Source organism: Thalassospira sp. MCCC 1A01428 (assembly GCF_002115825.1).
Classification (GTDB): Bacteria; Pseudomonadota; Alphaproteobacteria; order Rhodospirillales; family Thalassospiraceae; genus Thalassospira.
The window spans coordinates 44057-62940 of sequence record NZ_JFJZ01000006.1; the positions used below are offsets into that span (position 1 = coordinate 44057).

General features: G+C 53.0%; 18 protein-coding genes and 1 other RNA gene. 7 read left to right on the plus strand and 12 right to left on the minus strand.

What is annotated here, in order from left to right:
• Nucleotides 1-22: 22 nt before the first annotated feature.
• Nucleotides 23-505 (plus strand): YaiI/YqxD family protein, encoded by a 483-nt coding sequence (locus tag THS27_RS06990; protein ID WP_085589273.1) that lies wholly within the window; start codon nt 23-25, stop codon nt 503-505.
• 74 nt (nt 506-579) lie between these two features.
• On the opposite strand, the gene THS27_RS06995 is transcribed toward THS27_RS06990, so the two are convergent.
• Complete coding sequence (locus THS27_RS06995; RefSeq protein WP_085589275.1) at nt 580-2034, minus strand: aldehyde dehydrogenase; 1455 nt, start codon at nt 2032-2034, stop codon at nt 580-582.
• 452 nt (nt 2035-2486) lie between these two features.
• Between THS27_RS06995 and THS27_RS07000 the strand changes: the two genes are divergently transcribed.
• Entirely contained in the window at nt 2487-3272 is a 786-nt protein-coding gene (locus THS27_RS07000) for a DUF3750 domain-containing protein (RefSeq protein ID WP_371455228.1), read from the plus strand.
• An 87-nt stretch (nt 3273-3359) separates the two neighbouring features.
• Here the strand turns inward: THS27_RS07000 and THS27_RS07005 are convergent, their stop codons facing one another.
• The gene (locus THS27_RS07005) at nt 3360-3803 is read right to left on the minus strand and encodes a DUF6196 family protein (RefSeq protein ID WP_085589279.1); all 444 of its coding nucleotides are present in this window, start codon (nt 3801-3803) and stop codon (nt 3360-3362) included.
• Nucleotides 3804-4007: 204 nt separating this feature from the next.
• Here THS27_RS07005 and THS27_RS07010 point away from each other — a divergent pair, with 204 nt between their 5' ends.
• Nucleotides 4008-4871: a LysR family transcriptional regulator gene (locus tag THS27_RS07010; protein ID WP_085589281.1), complete on the plus strand. Its 864-nt coding sequence runs from the start codon at nt 4008-4010 to the stop codon at nt 4869-4871.
• A 120-nt stretch (nt 4872-4991) separates the two neighbouring features.
• Here the strand turns inward: THS27_RS07010 and THS27_RS07015 are convergent, their stop codons facing one another.
• From THS27_RS07015 to THS27_RS07045, 7 genes are all read right to left on the minus strand, one after another.
• Nucleotides 4992-6032, minus strand: a complete 1041-nt coding sequence (locus THS27_RS07015) for an NADP-dependent oxidoreductase (protein ID WP_085589283.1) — start codon at nt 6030-6032, stop codon at nt 4992-4994.
• Nucleotides 6033-6157: 125 nt separating this feature from the next.
• Nucleotides 6158-6706, minus strand: a complete 549-nt coding sequence (locus THS27_RS07020) for a TspO/MBR family protein (protein ID WP_246832874.1) — start codon at nt 6704-6706, stop codon at nt 6158-6160.
• Between the two features lie 147 nt (nt 6707-6853).
• Nucleotides 6854-7282 carry a nuclear transport factor 2 family protein gene (locus THS27_RS07025; protein ID WP_085589285.1) on the minus strand — a complete coding sequence of 143 codons (429 nt, stop codon included), beginning with the start codon at nt 7280-7282 and terminating at the stop codon, nt 6854-6856.
• 283 nt (nt 7283-7565) lie between these two features.
• Entirely contained in the window at nt 7566-8819 is a 1254-nt protein-coding gene (gene zigA / locus THS27_RS07030) for a zinc metallochaperone GTPase ZigA (RefSeq protein ID WP_085589287.1), read from the minus strand.
• 327 nt (nt 8820-9146) lie between these two features.
• Entirely contained in the window at nt 9147-9728 is a 582-nt protein-coding gene (locus THS27_RS07035; RefSeq protein WP_085589289.1) for a TetR/AcrR family transcriptional regulator, read from the minus strand.
• Nucleotides 9729-9827: 99 nt separating this feature from the next.
• Nucleotides 9828-10352: a dihydrofolate reductase gene (locus THS27_RS07040; protein ID WP_085589291.1), complete on the minus strand. Its 525-nt coding sequence runs from the start codon at nt 10350-10352 to the stop codon at nt 9828-9830.
• Nucleotides 10352-11146 carry a thymidylate synthase gene (locus THS27_RS07045; protein WP_085589293.1) on the minus strand — a complete coding sequence of 265 codons (795 nt, stop codon included), beginning with the start codon at nt 11144-11146 and terminating at the stop codon, nt 10352-10354. Before THS27_RS07045 ends, THS27_RS07040 begins: the two co-directional genes overlap by 1 nt.
• A gap of 147 nt (nt 11147-11293) precedes the next feature.
• Here THS27_RS07045 and ssrA point away from each other — a divergent pair.
• Together ssrA and THS27_RS07055 are read left to right on the plus strand one after the other, a co-directional pair.
• Nucleotides 11294-11663, plus strand: a transfer-messenger RNA (tmRNA) gene (gene ssrA, locus THS27_RS07050).
• A 153-nt stretch (nt 11664-11816) separates the two neighbouring features.
• Entirely contained in the window at nt 11817-12323 is a 507-nt protein-coding gene (locus THS27_RS07055) for an SspB family protein (RefSeq protein WP_085589295.1), read from the plus strand.
• Nucleotides 12324-12398: 75 nt separating this feature from the next.
• On the opposite strand, the gene THS27_RS07060 is transcribed toward THS27_RS07055, so the two are convergent.
• Complete coding sequence (locus THS27_RS07060; RefSeq protein ID WP_168184840.1) at nt 12399-13508, minus strand: methyl-accepting chemotaxis protein; 1110 nt, start codon at nt 13506-13508, stop codon at nt 12399-12401.
• 483 nt (nt 13509-13991) lie between these two features.
• Here THS27_RS07060 and THS27_RS07065 point away from each other — a divergent pair, with 483 nt between their 5' ends.
• Together THS27_RS07065 and THS27_RS07070 are read left to right on the plus strand one after the other, a co-directional pair.
• Nucleotides 13992-15608, plus strand: coding sequence for a fumarate hydratase (locus THS27_RS07065; RefSeq protein WP_085589299.1), 1617 nt, complete (start codon nt 13992-13994; stop codon nt 15606-15608).
• A gap of 137 nt (nt 15609-15745) precedes the next feature.
• Complete coding sequence (locus THS27_RS07070; RefSeq protein ID WP_085589301.1) at nt 15746-16687, plus strand: DMT family transporter; 942 nt, start codon at nt 15746-15748, stop codon at nt 16685-16687.
• 83 nt (nt 16688-16770) lie between these two features.
• Here the strand turns inward: THS27_RS07070 and THS27_RS07075 are convergent, their stop codons facing one another.
• Complete coding sequence (locus THS27_RS07075) at nt 16771-18003, minus strand: AbrB family transcriptional regulator (RefSeq protein ID WP_139835503.1); 1233 nt, start codon at nt 18001-18003, stop codon at nt 16771-16773.
• A gap of 448 nt (nt 18004-18451) precedes the next feature.
• Nucleotides 18452-18847 carry a VOC family protein gene (locus tag THS27_RS07080; protein ID WP_085589511.1) on the minus strand — a complete coding sequence of 132 codons (396 nt, stop codon included), beginning with the start codon at nt 18845-18847 and terminating at the stop codon, nt 18452-18454.
• Between the last annotated feature and the right edge of the window lie 37 nt (nt 18848-18884).

Genomic DNA, 18884 nt, shown 5'->3' on the forward strand with positions numbered 1-18884 from the left:
CATCTGACGCGATGATCAGCCCATGTCAGATCAAAATCAAAACCCAACACCCCAGCGCGCCCGGCTGTTTGTTGACGCCGATGCCTGCCCGGTAAAGGCTGAATGCGAACGTGTTGCCGAACGCCACCGTATCGAAATGTTCCTGGTGTCGAACGGGGGCATTCGCCCGTCGCGCAACCCGCTTATCCACAGCATTTTTGTCCCGCCCGAACCCGATGCTGCCGATGACTGGATTGCCGAAAATGCCAGCACCAACGATGTGATTATCACAGCCGATATTCCGCTGGCGTCGCGCGGGCTGGAACTGGGCGCGCATGTGTTGGGGCCGACGGGCAAAGCCTTTACCGAGGCCAATATTGCCAATGCGCTGGCCGGGCGTGAAATTGCCGCCCATATGCGTGAAGTCACTGGCGAGCAGGGCCGTAATGCCGGTTTCACGCAAAAGGACCGGTCGCGGTTTTCCAGTGCGCTGGAAGTTATGGTTCAGGCAGCATTGCGCGCCTGAGATTGGTTGCGTGCTTAGGTGCAAGGCCCGGAGCATAACGTTTCCGGGCCTTGTCTTTGTTATTTTAAGACACGTCAGAATGGATAATGCCGCTTGCCGTTCTGAATGGTGATCCAGCGCATGTCGGTAAATTCATCAATCGATGCCTTGGCGCCAAATCGGCCATAGCCGCTGGATTTAACGCCGCCAAACGGCATTTGCGCCTCGTCATGCACGGTGGGGCCGTTAATGTGGCAAATGCCGCTTTCAATTTGTTGGGCGACCTGCATGGCGCGCGAAACATCGCGCGAAAATACTGCCGATGACAGGCCATATTCACTGTCGTTGGCAATGCGAATGGCTTCGTCTTCGTCGTCCACGCGCATCACACAGACCACCGGGCCAAAACTCTCCTCGCTGTAAATCCGCATTGATGACGTGACATGGTCCAGCAATGTGGCGTCCATCAAGGCGCCATCGGCCTTGCCCGACCCCGCCATTAACCTGGCCCCCTTTGATATGGCATCGGCCACCAGTTCCTCGATCCGGCGGGTGGCTTCGGCAGTAACCACGCCGCCCAAAATATGTTCGCCCCCGGCCGGGTCGCCCGCGGTCAGGGTTTTTGCCCTGGCGGCCAGTTTGGCAACAAAATCATCGCCAATGGCATTATCGACAATGAGCCGTTCGGTCGACATGCAGATTTGGCCCTGGTTCATATAGGCCCCAAAGGCCGCGGCGTTAACGGCTTCGTCAATATCGGCGTCATGCAGCACTAAAAACGGGGCCTTGCCGCCCAGTTCCAGCAAAACCGGTTTTAAATGCTGTGCCGCCAACCCGGCAATAATGCGACCCACCCGGGTAGAGCCGGTGAAATTAATGCGGCGGACGGCGGGGTGGGCAATCAGGGTTTCAACAATTTCCGGCGCATCTTCGGGGGCATTGGTAATCACGTTAACCACACCTTCGGGCGCACCGGCTTCACGCAGGCAATCGCCGATTAAATGGTGAATGGCGGGGCAAAGCTCGGATGCCTTCAGGATCACCGTATTGCCGCAGGCCAGCGGCATGGCAATGGCACGAGTGCCCAAAATCACCGGGGCATTCCAGGGGGCGATACCCAAAACCACACCGGCAGGCTGGCGAATACCCATGGCAAAACTGCCCGGCACATCGGATGGAATAACATCACCGGTGATTTGCGTGGTCATTGATGCTGCTTCGCGCAACATATTGGCGGCCAGATGGGCGTTAAACCCGCCCCACATTGCGGTGCTGCCGGTTTCGACCAGCACCCGGCGGCCAAATTCCTCGCCTTTGCTTTCCATAATATCGGCGGCTTTGAGCAAAATGGCCCGCCGCGCACCAGGCCCTGTTTTTGACCATGCAGGAAACGCGCTTGCCGCGGCATCGGCGGCACGAATGGCATCGGCACTGGTTGCCGCGGCGGCCGTGGTGGCAATGTCGCCGGTTATCGGGTTTTTGCGGGTAAAGGTGCGGTTCTGGCTGGCGGGTGTGTCGGTATTATTGATCAACAGGTTAATGTCATACATCGGAACGTGATCCTCGGTGGGGCTGGCATGGCAGCCGGTTTGTTTGTGCTGCGTAATCTGATGTTACGCTGGTTTTGGCATCGGCCACCATACGGGTAACCGGTAAATCGCCCCTGCCACTTATCCATGACCGTCTCATTTAGGCCTGCCTGTGGCTGGAACAATCTTTTGGGCCGTGGTGCAGATAACCTGTGGTCCCGGTTTTCGCAATCCGGCCTATTTCAACCGGTTTTTCAAACGATACACGGCAATGGTACCGGTTACGTGGTGGCGTATGAAACGTGCAAGCCATCTTGCTTACGATACCAGTTTTGCCGCAGGGCCGTAATAAACACGTATAGTTGATCCGCACCGGTACTGGACGACGTAAATAAATCTGACATATTTGTGAAATGGCAACGCGGGGCTACGGGGGTACTCTGTTATGCAATTGTAGAAAATGGATGAATCATTTGAAACGTCGAACAACGTTGTTATTGGGGCTGGTTATGGTGCTGATATTGCCATTCGGGATCAGCCTTGCCCAAAATCCCCCCGGCAATGATGGTGCAAAGAACAGCTGGCGCACAGCGCCGCGCCATTCAGCGGGCATTGCCCCCGATCCGGTGGCAAATGTCGATACCGCAATCGTGCAGGTCTATGCGGCATCGACCTATAGCTGGCGGGGTTATTTTGCCGTTCACACATGGATCATTGTTAAACATAGCGGTGCCAATGCGTTTATCCGTTATGATGTTGTTGGCTGGGGTGGGGGCAATGTTGTTCGCACCAACTATGCCATTCCCGATGGATTGTGGTTCGGTGCAGAGCCGGAAGTTTTGGTTGATCTGCGCGGCGACGGCGTCGATGCGATCATTGATAACGTTGAAAAAGCGGTGCAATCCTATCCCTATCCGCAGCAATATCGCAGCTATCCCGGCCCCAACAGCAATACCTTTATTGCCCATATTGGCCGTGAAGTTCCGGCACTTGATCTTGATATGCCAGCCAATGCAATTGGCAAGGATTACCGCGCCATTACCAACCCGGTGGGCCTGTCGCCGTCGGGAACAGGGGTGCAGGCGAACCTGTTTGGCATGTTAGGTTTTACCGCCGGGCTGGAAGAAGGCCTTGAAATCAACCTGCTGGGGTTAAATTTCGGCATCGATTTTAACCGCCCTGCCATTCGACTGCCGTCTATTGGCCGGTTGGGGTTATCGAATAATGGATCGTTGGCTGCTGATGCAGAGAACCCGTAGCGGGTTTAAGTATCGGCGCTGTGCTTTTGCCAAGCTCATCGAAGTGCTTTCCAAAGGGATAGGCACTTCGATTAAATCATATGCTGATCAGTCAGTTTTGACCTGGTTTCTAAGACTGGCCAGTTCCGCAAGAATATCATGTGCAAGTTCGGCAGGATAACCCCAATAGTCGAAAATTCCGCCTTGCGCGCTATTTTGCCCGCAAACAACAAAAACACCGGTACCATACTTGTGTTTCAAGTGGTTGGCTAACCAGCCGACAAAGCCACTATTGTCCGCTCCGGCAGGGAAATGCAGCCTGAATATCTGAAACTGTTCGCCGCGATCGTCCTTTGCAGGGACAAGCTGGCTCCAGACATCGTCATCACGCACGATTGCCAGTGCATCTTCGCGAATGCGTGCTGAAAATTCCGTAATCGGAAATTCATCGAAAATATAGGGTTCGGCATAGGCCTTAAACTGTGTTTGCACCATGACCTGCCGTAAACGGGTATCGGTTTGTTCCGGTGTTTCCTGTGAGATATTAACCAAAATTAGTCTCCGTTCGAGATTTTCATATGCGTGGAAAGTATTTTCCCGGCATCTGTTTTGTGGATCGAGAGTGTTGCTTGCCGTGTCTGTCTGATTTCTATGACTATGGTGTGCGTCCTTTGCGATATTGATTTTGTCTGGACGGTATGAGAGAGAAAGCGATCAGGATAGGCTGATAAAGTAGAAACCAGAATTCAGTATGAGATGATATCAGACGCATTTGATCCACGTCTTTTACGGGTGTTTGTTGCGGTATGCTCGCATGGCAGTATAAACCGTGCCGCAAGCGAGCTTGGACGAACGCAATCCGCACTTAGTATGCAAATTCGTCGGCTGGAAGATGTGGTCGGCCAACCCTTGTTGCGACGAACCGGGCGGGGTGTGGTGCCTACCGATGACGGTGAAGTGATGCTGGTCTATGCGCGGCGGATTTTGATGCTGTGCGAGGAGGCCGCTGCGCATTTTCGCAAAAATGTGGAGATTGGCGAAATTCGTATTGGTTTGACAGAAACCATCGCCGATTCCACCCTGCCTTCGGCACTTGCAAGGCTGAGGCGCACTTTTCCGGGATTGCACTTGAATGTGACCATTGATCACGGCAGCGCGCTTGGGCAGCGCTGGAACGACGGGATGCTGGATCTGGCAGTGGCGACGTGCTCGGCCTTTTCGGCCGATCCGTTGGAAGTTTGGGATGTAAACCTGAACTGGGTATGCGGAATTGATGCAACGCTTGACCTTGCTTCACCGCTGGATGTGATTGTTAATGCCGAGCCCTGTGCCTGGCGCCGCATTATGTTTGACAAATTAATGGAGGCAGAGCTTGAGTTTCGCGTGGTCCTGACCAGCCATAATATGGGTGCGATGATTACGGCAGTTGAAAACGGCCTTGGCCTGGCATTGATGACCAGCGAAAGCGTTAATACCCGAACCATGCGCGTCGTTTCATCGTCTTTTGGCGGAACGCCACCTACGGTGAAATATGGGCTGTATGCTGCGAGAAACCGATCAAACACAATTGATGCCGCGATTGATGTGGTGCGGGAAAATCTGGGAGCTTTAACAGGATAATAGTCACAGGTGACGGGCCGGGCCGTATGGACAAACAATGGCCGCTGGCCCGCTGGTTTGCAAAGGATAACGACCAGAACATTATGTATGTTTTGGTCGTTATTTTGTTTGCAAACCGTTTCAGGCAGCCAGCTTAACCAGCATTTTCCCGGTGTTCTTGCCATCGAACAGGCCAATAAAGGCATCGGGGGCTTTGTTAAGGCCTTCGTAAACGGTTTCACGCCATGTCAATGCGCCCGATCGTACCAGGTCAACCCCTTCGCGGACAAATTCGGGGTAGGATGACCAATGATCTGAAACGATAAAACCTTCCATGCGGGCACGTTGTGCCGTCAGGCGAAACAGGTTGCGTGGCCCGGTGGCTTTTTCGCGGTCATTATAAACCGAAATCATACCGCAAACGGCAATACGGCCATTGATGTTGATATGGTCAAGGGCCGCTTCCAGATGAGGGCCGCCAACATTTTCGTAATAAACATCAATGCCATGCGGTGCGGCGTCATCAAGGGCGGCGGAAAGGTCATCGGTTTCGCGGTAATTGATGACGCTATCAATGCCAATGGTGTTTTTTAACCAGTCAGCTTTGTCGGCGTTACCGGTACTGCCAATAACACGGCACCCTTTGGCCTTTGCCAATTGACACGCGACCGAGCCGACGGCACCGGCTGCGGCCGAAACAAACACGGTTTCACCAGCCTGGTACTGGGCGATTTTGTTAAGACCAACCCATGCTGTCATGCCGGGCATGCCCAGGGGGCCTAAAAAAGCCTGCTCGGGAATGTCCGGGGTATCGGGCAGGGGATGCAAATAATCGCGTTCCAGCAAGGCATGGCTGCGCCATCCTGTCATGGATGTTACCAGGTCGCCTTCGGTAAACCTTTTATCGCGCGATGCAATAACGCGGCCCACGGCGTGGCCTTCCATTGGGGCATTAAGGGCAAAGGGCGGGATATAGCTTTTGCGCGGGCTCATGCGGCCGCGCATATAAGGGTCAACCGACATCCAGATGTTTTCGATCAAAACCTCGCCATCCAGTGGTTTTAATACCGGAACATCAACAATTGAAAAGTCGTCAGGGGCGGGGACGCCGCTGGGATAGCGCAGCAAATGTACTTCCTGCGCTGTTTCGGGAATTTCGGGAAAATGGCTGGTATTGGTCATGAGTCCTCGGCAGGTTTTCGGCATTTTAAGGGATGCGGAATGGCAATAGGCATCCGGCCTGCTTCGGAACTAGGAAATCCAGCCGTTATGTGCAACCGTTTATCCTGGTAATTCGGGGCGTTTTTTTAACTGTTCAGCCACCAAATCGCCGAATTTAACAGGGTTGCAAACCCTACCCACAAGGCATAAGGCACCATCAACCAGCCAGCCATTCTGTCGATGGGCCAAAACACGGCGATGTTGGCAAGGATCAGTACCAGTAATGGAACGATGTCAATTAACCCTGCCAGTGGGGACTGCGCGCCAAAGAACAAAAAGGACCACAACAGATTTAATACCAGTTGCGCGCCATACAGGATGAAAACGGTGCGCCCGCCTGTTTGGGGCAAAAAGCCGGTTTTGCACCATACCCGCCAGCCAGCGACCGCAATCAGGGCGTAAATGATGCTCCATACCGGGCCAAATAACCAGTTTGGCGGGTTGAAAAACGGTTTGTTCAGGGTTTGGTACCAGTCCCCGACGCTGGTTGCCGTGGCGGCGCCACCGGCAACCGAAATGATCAGGCACAGAACCAGAAACGCAATCAGGGCGAAAAACCGGGTGCGGTGGTTTGGATTAAATTCGGGCGACATTGCCACAGGGGCTGGGCCGGAATCCTGGGGTGTGGGCGACATTTGGGCACCTTGTATTTATCAAAACACAAACGGCAACCTGAAGGTTTTCAGGTTGCCGTTGATTATAACGTTGCACAATCGGTTCGTGCGTTATCAATTTCGTGTGTTTTGCGTAATGCGTCGGTGTTGCCGGAAAAAACGGCGGTGTTACGCCGCTGCAACGCCTGAAACATCTTCCATCAAATCAAATGCGACAATGGCCGCCATGACATCTTCATACATGTGCAAATGGCGGATTTTGCCGTTTTCAATGACCAGATGAAAGGCAACATCGCGGATTTTCTGTTTGGACGATGTCGTGGCTTTTTCGCCGATTTGCCCAAACAGGGCAACATGGCGGTCGCTGATCATAAGGCGTGTTCCCATCGACCGGCTTTCGGCCGGGGCATGGTTGGGCCACAGGCGGCCAAACAGCGCAGCCCGGGCCGAAATGTTATCGACAGGTTCGGCGTGGTCATAGCTGTTATCACCCGGCAAGTTCCACTGCATGCCGGTCGCAAACATATCGGCAACCGTTGCATCCTGTGCAGCGAGCCGGTCAAAAAAGGATTCGGCGGTTTCTTTCGTCGTCTGCATGGCGGCCTCTGCGCATGGGTAAATTGGTATCACTGATTTATTGCATCATAATAATGGAAAAATAATGGTGATAGCGGGCAATATCGTGACAGTGCGTTCTGTTGTCAGAACGCTGTCAGGAGGGTGCAACGCTGTGCGACACGGTGGATGCAAAAACTGATCTCGCGATATCCGCAGACCAAAGCGGAAACAGCCGTTTTCAGGTTAATATTCCAGGGCAGGTATTGGCATCCCGCCCAGGCCCGGTGTTGGGACGGGCGGAATGCCAAAATCACATGTCGGGTTACATTTGGTTGCCCCAGGCCGGAAATGGATCGGGCAGGGCGACAAAGGGGGCAGGGTTGAACCTGTCGTCGTAAGTGTGGGCGTGCGGGGCGGTTTGGTGTTGCACGGCTTGCGAGAATTCATCGTCGTCGATCAGGCAGCGATCAAGTCTTGCCCGCAAGGCTGCCTCATCCATTTCTGTTCCGATAAAAACAATTTCCTGGCGGCGGTCACCAAAAACCGGGTGCCAGATTTTATCCAGAATTGCATCCCATTCCGGGCCTTCTGGCCAGCGTTGCCGCGGAACCGCCACCCACCAGTTGCCCAATGCTTCATATTGCACGGCGGCCCCGGCCTGGCTGATTTCACCTACCCATGACGGGCGGGTCGCCACCCAGAAATGCCCCTTTGCCCGAATGACACCGTGCCATTCGGAATGAATGAAGTCATAAAAACGTTGTGGATGAAAAGGCAGCGCGCAGCGGTAGGTGAAACTGGTAATGCCGTATTCGTCTGTTTCCGGGATATGGTCGGCAAAGCCATAAAGCTCCTTTGCCCATAACGGATGTTCATGGGCGCGTTCAAAATTAAACAGGCCCGTCGCCAGTATCTTTTCTGCGGGAACATGCCCGCGCGTGGTTTCAATGATTTCGGCATCCAGATTAAGCGCGCGAATGATGTGGCGAATGGTCGCCAGTTCGTGGGTATTTACAAGGTCGGTTTTGTTTAAAATAATAATGTCGGCAAATTCGATTTGGTCGACCAGCAAGTTAACGATTGTTCGTTCATCGCCTTCGCCAAGCGATTCCCCGCGGTCGTGCAGAAAATCCTGCGAGCTGTAATCGTTTATCAGGCGGGCGGCATCAACCACGGTGGCCATGGTATCAAGCCGGGCCACGTCGCTCAGGCTTTCGCCGTTTTCGTCGCGAAAATCAAAGGTGGCAGCAACGGGTAAGGGTTCGGCAATGCCGGTTGATTCAATTAACAGATAATCAAACCGGTTTTCACTGGCGAGGCGTCGAACCTCGGCCAGCAGATCGTCGCGAAGCGTACAGCAGATGCAACCATTGCTCATCTCGACCAGTTTTTCATCCAGACGCGATAAATCGGCTCCGCCATGTCGAACCAGATCGGCATCAATGTTCACCTCGCTCATATCGTTGACAATAACGGCAACACGCAGACCGTTACGGTTGTTCAGAACATGATTTAAAACGCTGGTTTTACCAGCCCCCAAAAATCCGGACAAAACCGTTACAGGAAGTTTTTGCATGGAATGATAACCCTCTCGATATTGTTATGTTATAACATAACAATATCGAGAGGGTGTGATGTCGGCAAGGGTAAAGCAGGCCAATGATCGTAAAATTTACGGCGTAAAAGTCAGGGCTGGCGATACATCATCATTGCAACAGGTGCCAGGTGATGCCCGACACGCCGGGATGGCCTGTATTATTGGGAATTTGAAGGTGTAAGGATGATGATAAAAAGACATTCTTTAAAGCGCGAATACCGGAATTCATCAGGTATCGGGCTGTGCCGGTAAAGGCCGGTGCCGGGATTGCGGTTGTTAAAACGTGAAGTGATACCGGATTAATGTTTAGTCCAGTGTTGAAAGGGCGGTATCGACAAAATCGCGCATGGTGTCTTCGTCGGCGGCGCGGCGGGCCATTAATTGTAATCCCTGCAGGGAACCTGCCAGAAACCGGGCCAGGGCGCGGATGTTTTTGGTGTCGGAGATGGTTTTTTGCGCCTGTGCGCGAACCAGTGCATCAACAAACAAAAGTTCGGTACGTTTAAACGATTGGCGGGCAATGGCGGCGGTTTCGGCATCGTGGGGGGCCAGTTCCATGCCGGAATTAACCATCAGGCAGCCCTTGTTGCGACCTTCAGCCAGACCATTTCGCATAACGCTGCGAAATGTCTCGACAATTGCCTGTCGGCCATCCTGCATTTCAACAAGTTTGGCAAACCGCGCCGCCGAGATCGTTCGAATGTAATGGTCCAGAACCCGCAAAAACAGGGCCTTTTTGTCGCCGAAACTGGCATACATGCTGGCGCGGTTCAGGCCGGTTTCGTTAACCAGATCCTGTACCGAGGTGCCTTCAAACCCCTTGTGCCAAAATACGTTCATGGCGTTATCAAGAACGTTGTCTTCGTCAAAGGCGCGAGGACGGGCCATTTTATGGTGCTCACAAGGATGTTACGATGTGGAAAGTGGTATTACCATAAAGGGGTAACATATATGGATCAAGCGTTCTGACCCTCGCCCGTTTCACATTCAGGCGATTTTTTCCCAAGTGACAAAGCTAAATCCCGGACCACTTTCGGGGGTGGGGTGATCGTCACGGTTAATTTCCTGCCATTCTGTATTTGCAAGCGGTGGAAGAAACGTATCGCCATCAAATTCGTCGTGAACTTCGGTAATTTCGTAACGCGTGGTAAAGGGCAGGGCCAGTTTGTAAATTTGTGCCCCGCCAGCAATGATAACTTCGTTCACACCATCGCGAATGGCGATGTCATCTGCGGTCTGAATGGCTGTTTCGATATCATGGCACACAATGACGCGCTCATCGGCAAAGGACCAGCTTTTGTCGCGGGTGACGACAATAGATGTGCGACCGGGCAGTGGTTTGCCAATTGATTCAAACGTTACCCGCCCCATGATCATAGGTTTGCCGCGCGTCAGGGCCTTAAAGTGTTTCAAATCTTCGGGAATATCCCACGGCATCCAGCCTTTGGTACCAATGGCGCGGTTTTGTGAAACGGCAACCACTGCAACCCGGTTGATTTTGCGATTGTCCATTATACAGCTACCTTGCCCGCAATATGCGGGTGCGGGTCGTAATTGTTCAGGGTGAAATCACTGTATTTGAAATCAAATATCGATTTTACAGCAGGGTTGATTTGCATCTGCGGCAACGGGCGCGGTGTGCGTGCCAATTGCAATTCCACCTGTTCAAGGTGGTTGGTATAAAGGTGGGCATCGCCCAGCGTATGGACAAAATCGCCCGGTTTCAGGTCGCAAACCTGTGCCACCATCAAGGTCAGCAGGGCATAGGATGCAATATTGAATGGCACACCCAGGAAAATGTCGGCGCTGCGTTGATAAAGCTGGCACGACAATTTGCCATCGGCGACATAGAATTGAAACAGGCAGTGGCAGGGGGGCAGGGCCATGTCGGGCACATCGGCCACATTCCATGCCGATACGATTAGGCGGCGGGAATCGGGCGTGGTTTTGATCTGATTGATCAGGGTGCTGATCTGATCGACGGTTTCACCATTCGCCCCCCGCCAGGATCGCCATTGCCCCCCATAAACCGGGCCAAGGTCGCCATTTTCGTCGGCCCATTCGTTCCAGATTCGAACACCATTATCTTGCAAATACTTGACGTTGGTGTCGCCGGCCAAAAACCACAGCAATTCATGAATGATCGATTTCAGGTGCAGTTTTTTGGTCGTGACCATCGGAAAGCCTGCCGATAGGTCAAACCGCATCTGATGGCCAAAAATGGAAATTGTGCCGGTGCCGGTACGGTCTTCCTTGCGGGTGCCGGTGTCGCGCACCAGACGCATCAGATCAAGATATTGCTGCATGCCGTGTCTGTCCTGGGTGGTCGTGTTTTTGGGGAATCTGTTTTGGCGCAGGATAGACAGGCACGCGCCCATGTGCAACGCCTGAGAGGCCCTGCACAGGATGGTCTGAAATGTTCCCGCAATGTGATAAAAAGTTTTCGGGCAAAACCCCTTGTGAAGCGGGGGTAGTTTCCCCTATATAAGGGCTGTCAGCGCAAGCTGACTATGGCGTTACACGACTTGACAGAATAGACATTACGGACCCGGGGGCGGTACCCGGCGGCTCCACCAACCTTTCGATTTCGTCCGACTCAGGCGATGTTCGTGGGGCCGAAACAGGATCGACGTGTGTAGTAAAAGTCTATGTTGGCGCTCGGCATGGTACCACCGATATCGGGCCAATGTTTGTAAACGCAAACGATAACAATGCTCCGGTTGCTGTTGCTGCGTAAGCGGCACTAGCACCAAAGCGAAATTCCGGTTGCCGGGAGCGGTAACCTGGTGGGGGACGGGGCACCTAGCAACAGAACGCCCCATTTTCTCCCCGTTTTGAAAATGTTGATGCGTGAAGTGATTGCCACGCTCTTGTAATTCTCTCACGCTTGTTTATGAATAGAAGCTGACAAATGCGCCATTGGGGATGGTGGCGCATAGGAGTGACGGGCCGGGCCCGCCAGAAACAGGATTTTCGATGCACGAACCGGAAGAATTCCGATACGATTTGATGGTCGATCAGGCGCTGCGCGGCGTGGTAAAACAAATTCTTACCCGCGTGGCCAAAGAGGGCCTTTTCGGCGAGCATCATTACTATGTCACGTTCCAGACCAATCACCCCGGTGTCGAGCTGCCTGAAAACCAGCGCAAGGCGCACCCGGATAATATCACGGTGGTTGTGCAGCATCGATTCTGGGATATGACGGTAACCGACGACTATTTTTCTGTCGGAATGAGCTTTGACGGTATGCCAACCGTGGTTGTTGTGCCCTTTGATGCAATGCTGGCATTTGTCGATCCGTCGGCCAACTTCATGCTGACTTTCAGTGTTGAAGAAGAAATGGACGACGAGGATTTCGAAGATGCCGAAGAGCTTGAAGAACCGGCAAAATTGAGCGCTGAACCGGCATCCCGGTCCAAGCCTGCGCCCGAATCGGGTGAAAGTGGCGAAGTCATCGCGCTTGATGCGTTTCGAAAGAAGTAATCACCTCCTGCTGCGGGACGGATTAACGAATAAGAAGAAACGGACGGTTAATCATTGACCGTCCGTTTTTGTTGTTTAAAGGGCTTCTTCGATGAAACCTTTGACTTCATCGTAAAGGCCATCTGAATGTTCAGACAGATTTTGCGAGAAGTCTGACAGGCGGGTACCTTGCTCGGCGGTTTTTTCCGAGAGTTTGTCAAGCCGTGCGAGATCGGCTGTAATGGTGCTTATGCCGTTTGCGACGGAAAGGATGTTGGCGGCAATTTCCTGAGAGGCGGCGTGCTGCTGCTCGACAACGGCACTCAGGTTTTCTGCGATTTCTTCATTGGTTTCGATCACCTTGCGGGTGTCGGTCAATTCGGAAACCACACGCGCGGTGTTCTCGCGAATTGCGGCAATGCGGTCTGTAATATCCTTGGTTGACCGGGCTGTTTGGGTGGCCAGCGATTTGACTTCGCCCGCAACAACGGCAAAGCCCTTGCCGGCATCACCAGCCCGCGCGGCTTCAATGGTGGCATTTAGCGCCAAAAGATTGGTCTGGTTGGCAATATCCTGAATAATTTTGACAACGGAGCCGATTTCTTCGACCGCACCGGAAAGCGTGTTCATGACCTCGCCGGTATCGTTCATTTCCGACACAGCGCGATTGGCAACTTCGGTCAGGCGGTCAATCTGCGATGAAATTTCGCTGATCGACTGGGTCATTTCCTCGGATGCGGTGGAAACATGATTTGCCCTTTGTGCGGTGCTGTCGCCTTCCTCGCGAATTTTACCGGCCAGCTCCGAACCGTCTGTGGAGTTTTCGGCAAGGTCGTTTGACAATGTATTGAGGTTTTCTGCGGCCTCGCGGACTTTCTCTGACAGGCTAACGCAGGTGCGGCCCATTTTGACCTGATCGGTAATGACTTCGCCGCTCATGATAAAGCCGGTTGCTGTGTCATCTTCGTCCATAAGGGGCGTTACCGTTATCATCAGTGTATGGTCGTCAAGACGGACACGTTGATAAATGGGCATTTCATTCAGGCGATTGCCTAAATTGGCGAATTGTTTGCGGTCAAATATCTTGTTGAGCTGGGCAATTGGCGTGTCGATCAGTTTTGAAAAATTCACATCTTCGGTTTTTAAAAGCGTTTCGGCAAATTCGCGCGAAATGAAGAGAATTTTACCGGCAAGATCGCATGTCACGATATTGTACGGAATTGAGTTGATCAGGTCTTTGTAAAAAGAATTTTGTCGATCTGCTGCCAATTTTGTATGAATTTCTGCAGCATCATGGGCATTCGAATTCGCATTCGCGCGAAAGAATTTAAGCATAGACCCCGGTCCTTCAATAGAACATTTTGTGGTAAAGACGCGGATAGTCGTGCTGTGCGGGGGGGCTATTCAAGTTAAAATTACGATTGATTATCAAGTTTTGAAATCAATCGGTTATCGTGCCATTTGTTCTATACTTAAGGGAATGTATTTTAATACTTGAACGACTTTTTTTATAACCGACTGTGCTTGTGCGTTATTGGTGACAATTGACGACTCGACAGCTCGTAAGCGGGAGAATTGCGGGTTTTTTGGGCTTCAAATACGTGGCGTTTTGATGCAGCAGGCGCTATGTTCTGCACCAGCAAAGCAAAAAATAATCCACCTTGTTTTTGAGAGAGACGGAAGCCTTCCATGAGTGATTTTGTCTATAAAGCCATGTTCGAGCAGGGCAAGGATGCCACGCCATATCGCAAGATTGGTGATGAAGGTATCGAAACCCTTGATGTTAACGGTGAAACCTTTTTGAAGGTGGCACCCGAAGCGATTGAAAAGCTTACCCTGCAGGCGTTTTTTGATTGTTCGCATTTGTTGCGCCCCGGCCATCTTGAACAGTTGCGTAAAATTCTGGATGACCCGGAAGCAACGGAAAATGACAAATTTGTCGCCATGGATTTGCTGAAAAACGCCAATATCGCCTCGGGCGGGGTGTTGCCAATGTGCCAGGATACCGGCACCGCCATTGTCATGGGCAAACGCGGGGGCCGCGTTATTACCGATGGCAATGATGAAGAAGCGGTTTCAAAAGGCATCTGGCGGGCTTATCAGGAACATAACCTGCGTTATTCGCAGGTTTCCCCGGTAAATATGTTTGAAGAAAAAAACACCGGTTCCAACCTGCCAGCCCAGATCGATTTATACGCAACGCCGGGCAATGAATATAAATTCATGTTCATGGCAAAGGGCGGCGGATCAGCCAACAAAACCTTCCTGTTTCAGCAAACCAAGGCGTTGTTGAACCCCGAAAGCCTGCGTAAATTTCTGGACGAAAAAATTCGTACGCTGGGCACCTCGGCTTGCCCGCCCTATCACCTTGCCATCGTGATTGGCGGAACATCGGCCGAAGCCACCCTGAAAACCGTTAAAATGGCATCGGCCCGTTATTACGATAACCTGCCGACCGAAGGCGGTAATGATGGCCAGGCCTACCGTGACCTTGAATGGGAACAGAAGGTTCTGGAAATGACCCGCGAAATGGGCATTGGCGCACAGTTTGGCGGCAAGTATTTCTGCCATGACGTGCGGGTTATTCGCTTGCCACGCCACGGGGCAAGCTGCCCGGTGGGCATTGGGGTGTCGTGCTCGGCCGACCGTCAGGTTCTGGGTAAAATCACGGCTGATGGTATCTTTATCGAGGATCTGGAACATAACCCGGCGAAATACTTGCCCGAGGTTTCGGACGAACATCTTGATGATAACGTCGTTAAGGTCGATTTGAACCGCCCGATGGACGACGTCCGCAAGCAGCTGTCGCAATATCCGGTTAAAACCCGTCTGGCATTGACCGGCAAGGTGATTGTGGCGCGCGATATTGCCCATGCCAAAATCAAGGAACGCCTTGATGCTGGCGAAGGCATGCCGGAATACCTTAAAAATCACCCGGTTTATTATGCAGGCCCGGCCAAAACGCCGGAAGGCATGCCGTCCGGCTCGTTCGGGCCGACCACGGCAGGACGTATGGACGCCTATGTTGACATGTTCCAGGAACATGGCGGGTCATTTGTGATGCTGGCCAAAGGCAACCGGTCCAAACAGGTCAAGGATGCCTGCCAGAAATATGGCGGTTTCTATCTTGGCTCTATCGGGGGTCCGGCTGCACGTCTGGCGCAGGATTGCATCAAGAAGGTCGAGGTGCTGGAATATCCTGAACTGGGCATGGAAGCGGTTTGGCAGATCGAGGTTGAGGATTTCCCGGCTTTCATCGTGATTGATGACAAGGGCAATGATTTCTTTGCCGAATTTGGCATCTGATGACGGTGCCTTCGGGCATATATTATCAAACGGGGCAGAACCATTTTCTGCCCCGTTTTGTTTTGCAAGAATGATCGGCTGGTTTTTCTGCCTGCATCACAGGTCGTCGGCCAGCCCTAATTTTCAGGATACGCCCCATGTCCCGCCTTTCAAATCCGCCCCGGCCTTCTGCGCCTGCGGTGCCCGCACCGGTTGAAAACCGGTTGCTGGGAATCATTTGCGCCATTGTAACCGTAACCATCTGGGCGTCATGGGTGGTGGCAACACGTTATGCGGTGACAACCCGGTTTACAGCGGTTGATATCGGCTTGATCCGTTTTGTCGTGCCGTTTTTGGTGCTGGCACCGGTATGGCTGAAACGTGGCATTTGGCCACGCGGCTTGCCGGTCATACCCGGTTTGCTGATTGTGGGCGGGTCCGGCGTTACCTATTCGCTGGTGGTGGCAACGGCGCTTAAATTTGCCCCGGCATCACATGTGGGCACGCTGTTGCCCGGTATCATGTCGATCTGGGCGGTGCTGATTGGTGTTGCCGTGTTTGGGGAAAAACCCGGTTTGATCCGCTGGGTTGGATATGGCGTCATTGCGGTGGGCATTGCCATTTTAACCGCCTTGCAACCGGGCGAGGCTGATCAGGCTTCTGTCATTATCGGTTATGTCTTGCTGGTGGGCGCAGCTTTGATGTGGGCGTGTTATACGCATGCGCTGCGCCGTTCCGGGCTGACCGCGATTGATGCGGCGGCATTTACCGGCTTTTGGTCCTTTGTCAGCTTTGCCGTTATTGCGCTGTTTACCGGCACCACCATTGCCGATGCACCGATAAACGACCTGTTGGTGCAATTGTTGTTTCAGGGTGTGTTATCGGGCGTGGTGGCGGTTGTGACCTATGGGATTGCGGTGCGCAATATTGGTTCAACCGGGGCGGCGGCCTTTGGCGCACTAACACCGGCTTTTGCTGCGCTTGGGGGCGTGTTTTTGCTAGGTGAACTGGGTAGTATCAGCCTGATACTCGCGGTTGCCCTGGTTATTGCCGGGGTGATGATTGCCTCAGGCGTTGCCAGCAAACTGTTGCGGCGTTAACTGGCCGGTATTCCCTGCAAAAACACAAACGGCTGGCGCGATGCCAGCCGTTTTGCTTTGGGCCTTACGTTATGACACGGTTGTCAGCTTGTCGGCGTAAAACGCGCCACGGCCTTTGCCAGCGGCGGGCCGATCAGCAACACCATAAAAAACCGGGCCGATTGCATGACCAGAATAAAGGGTAAATCGACATGGGTGCTTGCGGCAATAATCGCGACGGAATCCAGCCCGCCGGGGCTGGTGGCAAGATAGGCGGTTAACGGGTCCACGCCCAGGAAATGCACCAGAAACACCGAAATGCCCGCGCAAAAACCAATCAGCACCACAATGGAAAGCAGGATTTTGGGCAGGGCATGGGCCGCATGGTGCAGCACGGACGGGGTAAATTTTAACCCGATGCTCCAGCCGATCATGGCATAGGTTAGCCCCAGAAACCATTCGGGCAATTCCACATCCAGCCAGCCATTGATATGCAGCACCATCACCAAAATCATCGGTACCAGCAACGCGCCCGACGGGATGCGCAACAAAACGCCAATGGTTGCAGTCGCGGCCGCGACCAGCAAGGTCAGGCCGAAATTGCCAAGGTCAAAGGCCGGGAACCAGTCATGGACCGGTACTGCTGCGCCGGGCGGCAGGCTGCTGGTAACCCAGAAATTTGCCACCATCGACGCCACGGTAACCACACACACCACGCGCACATATTGCATGAAGGCAACCAGTCGGGCATCGGCGCCAAAGGCCTCGGCCATAATGACCATTGCCGATGCAGCCCCGGGCGATGAGCCCCAAATACCGACAGTGCCCGGCAATACCCGGCGGATGCATAAAATCCAGCCCAGAAAACTGCTGGCGAGCAGGGTTAAAAAGGTAATCCCGATTACCAGCGGCCAGTCATCGAGAAAAGATGTAATGATGGCCGCGGTCATTGATCCGCCAATCATCGCGCCCAAAACCGATTGCGCCGATAAAAAGCCAATCCTGGGAATGCGAATGGTGGCACTGTTTGTGCCCATCACAATGCCCACAATCATCGGACCTAACAACAAGGCTGCCGGGATATGTCCCTGATGCAGGATGATGCCCACAATAACAGAACTGCCCAGCAAAATTGCCCATTGAAGGGCTTCTGGCAGTTTGCCAAGCCGCCGAATGGGGGACTTGTCCAACGGGATGTTGTTGCCTGTTTTATTATCGTTAGCGTCGTTTTCAGTGTTGGCGTTTTGATACGATGACGATGATGGATCGCCCTGGGGGCTATTGGCTGACGGCGATGATTTTGGTGTGATGTCGGGCAAGTCGTGGGGCAAAGTCATTTTCCGTATTAGGGCGCAAAACGGGGGCTTTTACGCGGTGATAGCGGTTTTGGCTGGTGGCTTTAATGTAATGTCAGCGGCAGAACAGAAAATTTCAGATGTGTTTTTGTAGGGCTGTTATGGCGAAATGTTGCGATGGGGCTTGGGTGTTATTCATACCAAAACCCGATAGCTGCGCATTATAGTATAAACGTAACTAATCACGCACGAGCAATGCCATTGCAAGAGGGGGGCGTTGCCGATTTTGATCTCGCGGTGCAAAATTATAAAAATGTAAATTGCGACCACCAATGCTGATGGGGGTTTTTGCGCTGTTTGGGTGTTGGTGCCGCAAATAATGGCCCGTCCATTTTAAGGGACCGCAAGGCACAGTTTGACCGAGGATTCCCATTGCCGGAGGCCCGACTGTTACCGGCAATGGGGGGTATGTTGGGTGCGGCCGTATTTATCAGGCCGGGGTGTGGCATACCGCTTCGACATTGTTGCCATCGGCATCAATGACAAAGGCGCCATAATAATTTTCGTGGTAATGCGGGCGCAAGCCAGGTGCGCCATTGTCAGTTGCACCTGCGGCGATGGCTGCGTGGTAAAAGGCATCCACGGCCGCACGTGACGGGGCGGCAAAAGCAATGTGCGCGCCATGCGTGTTTGGCGTTTTCATTTCCCCGCCCGATATCCAGAAAAAAGGTTTGCCGTTATTCCCGAACCCGGTGTGGGGATAGTTGCCGGTTTGCTCGGCTGTGACTTCCATGACGATGGAAATATCCAGCGGTGCCAGAACCGAAAGGTAAAAGCCGCGCGCTTTTGCATAGTCGTTAACGCGAATTCCCAGATGGTCGATCATTTGAAATTTCCTGCCATGTTTAACCTTGAAAAGCCGG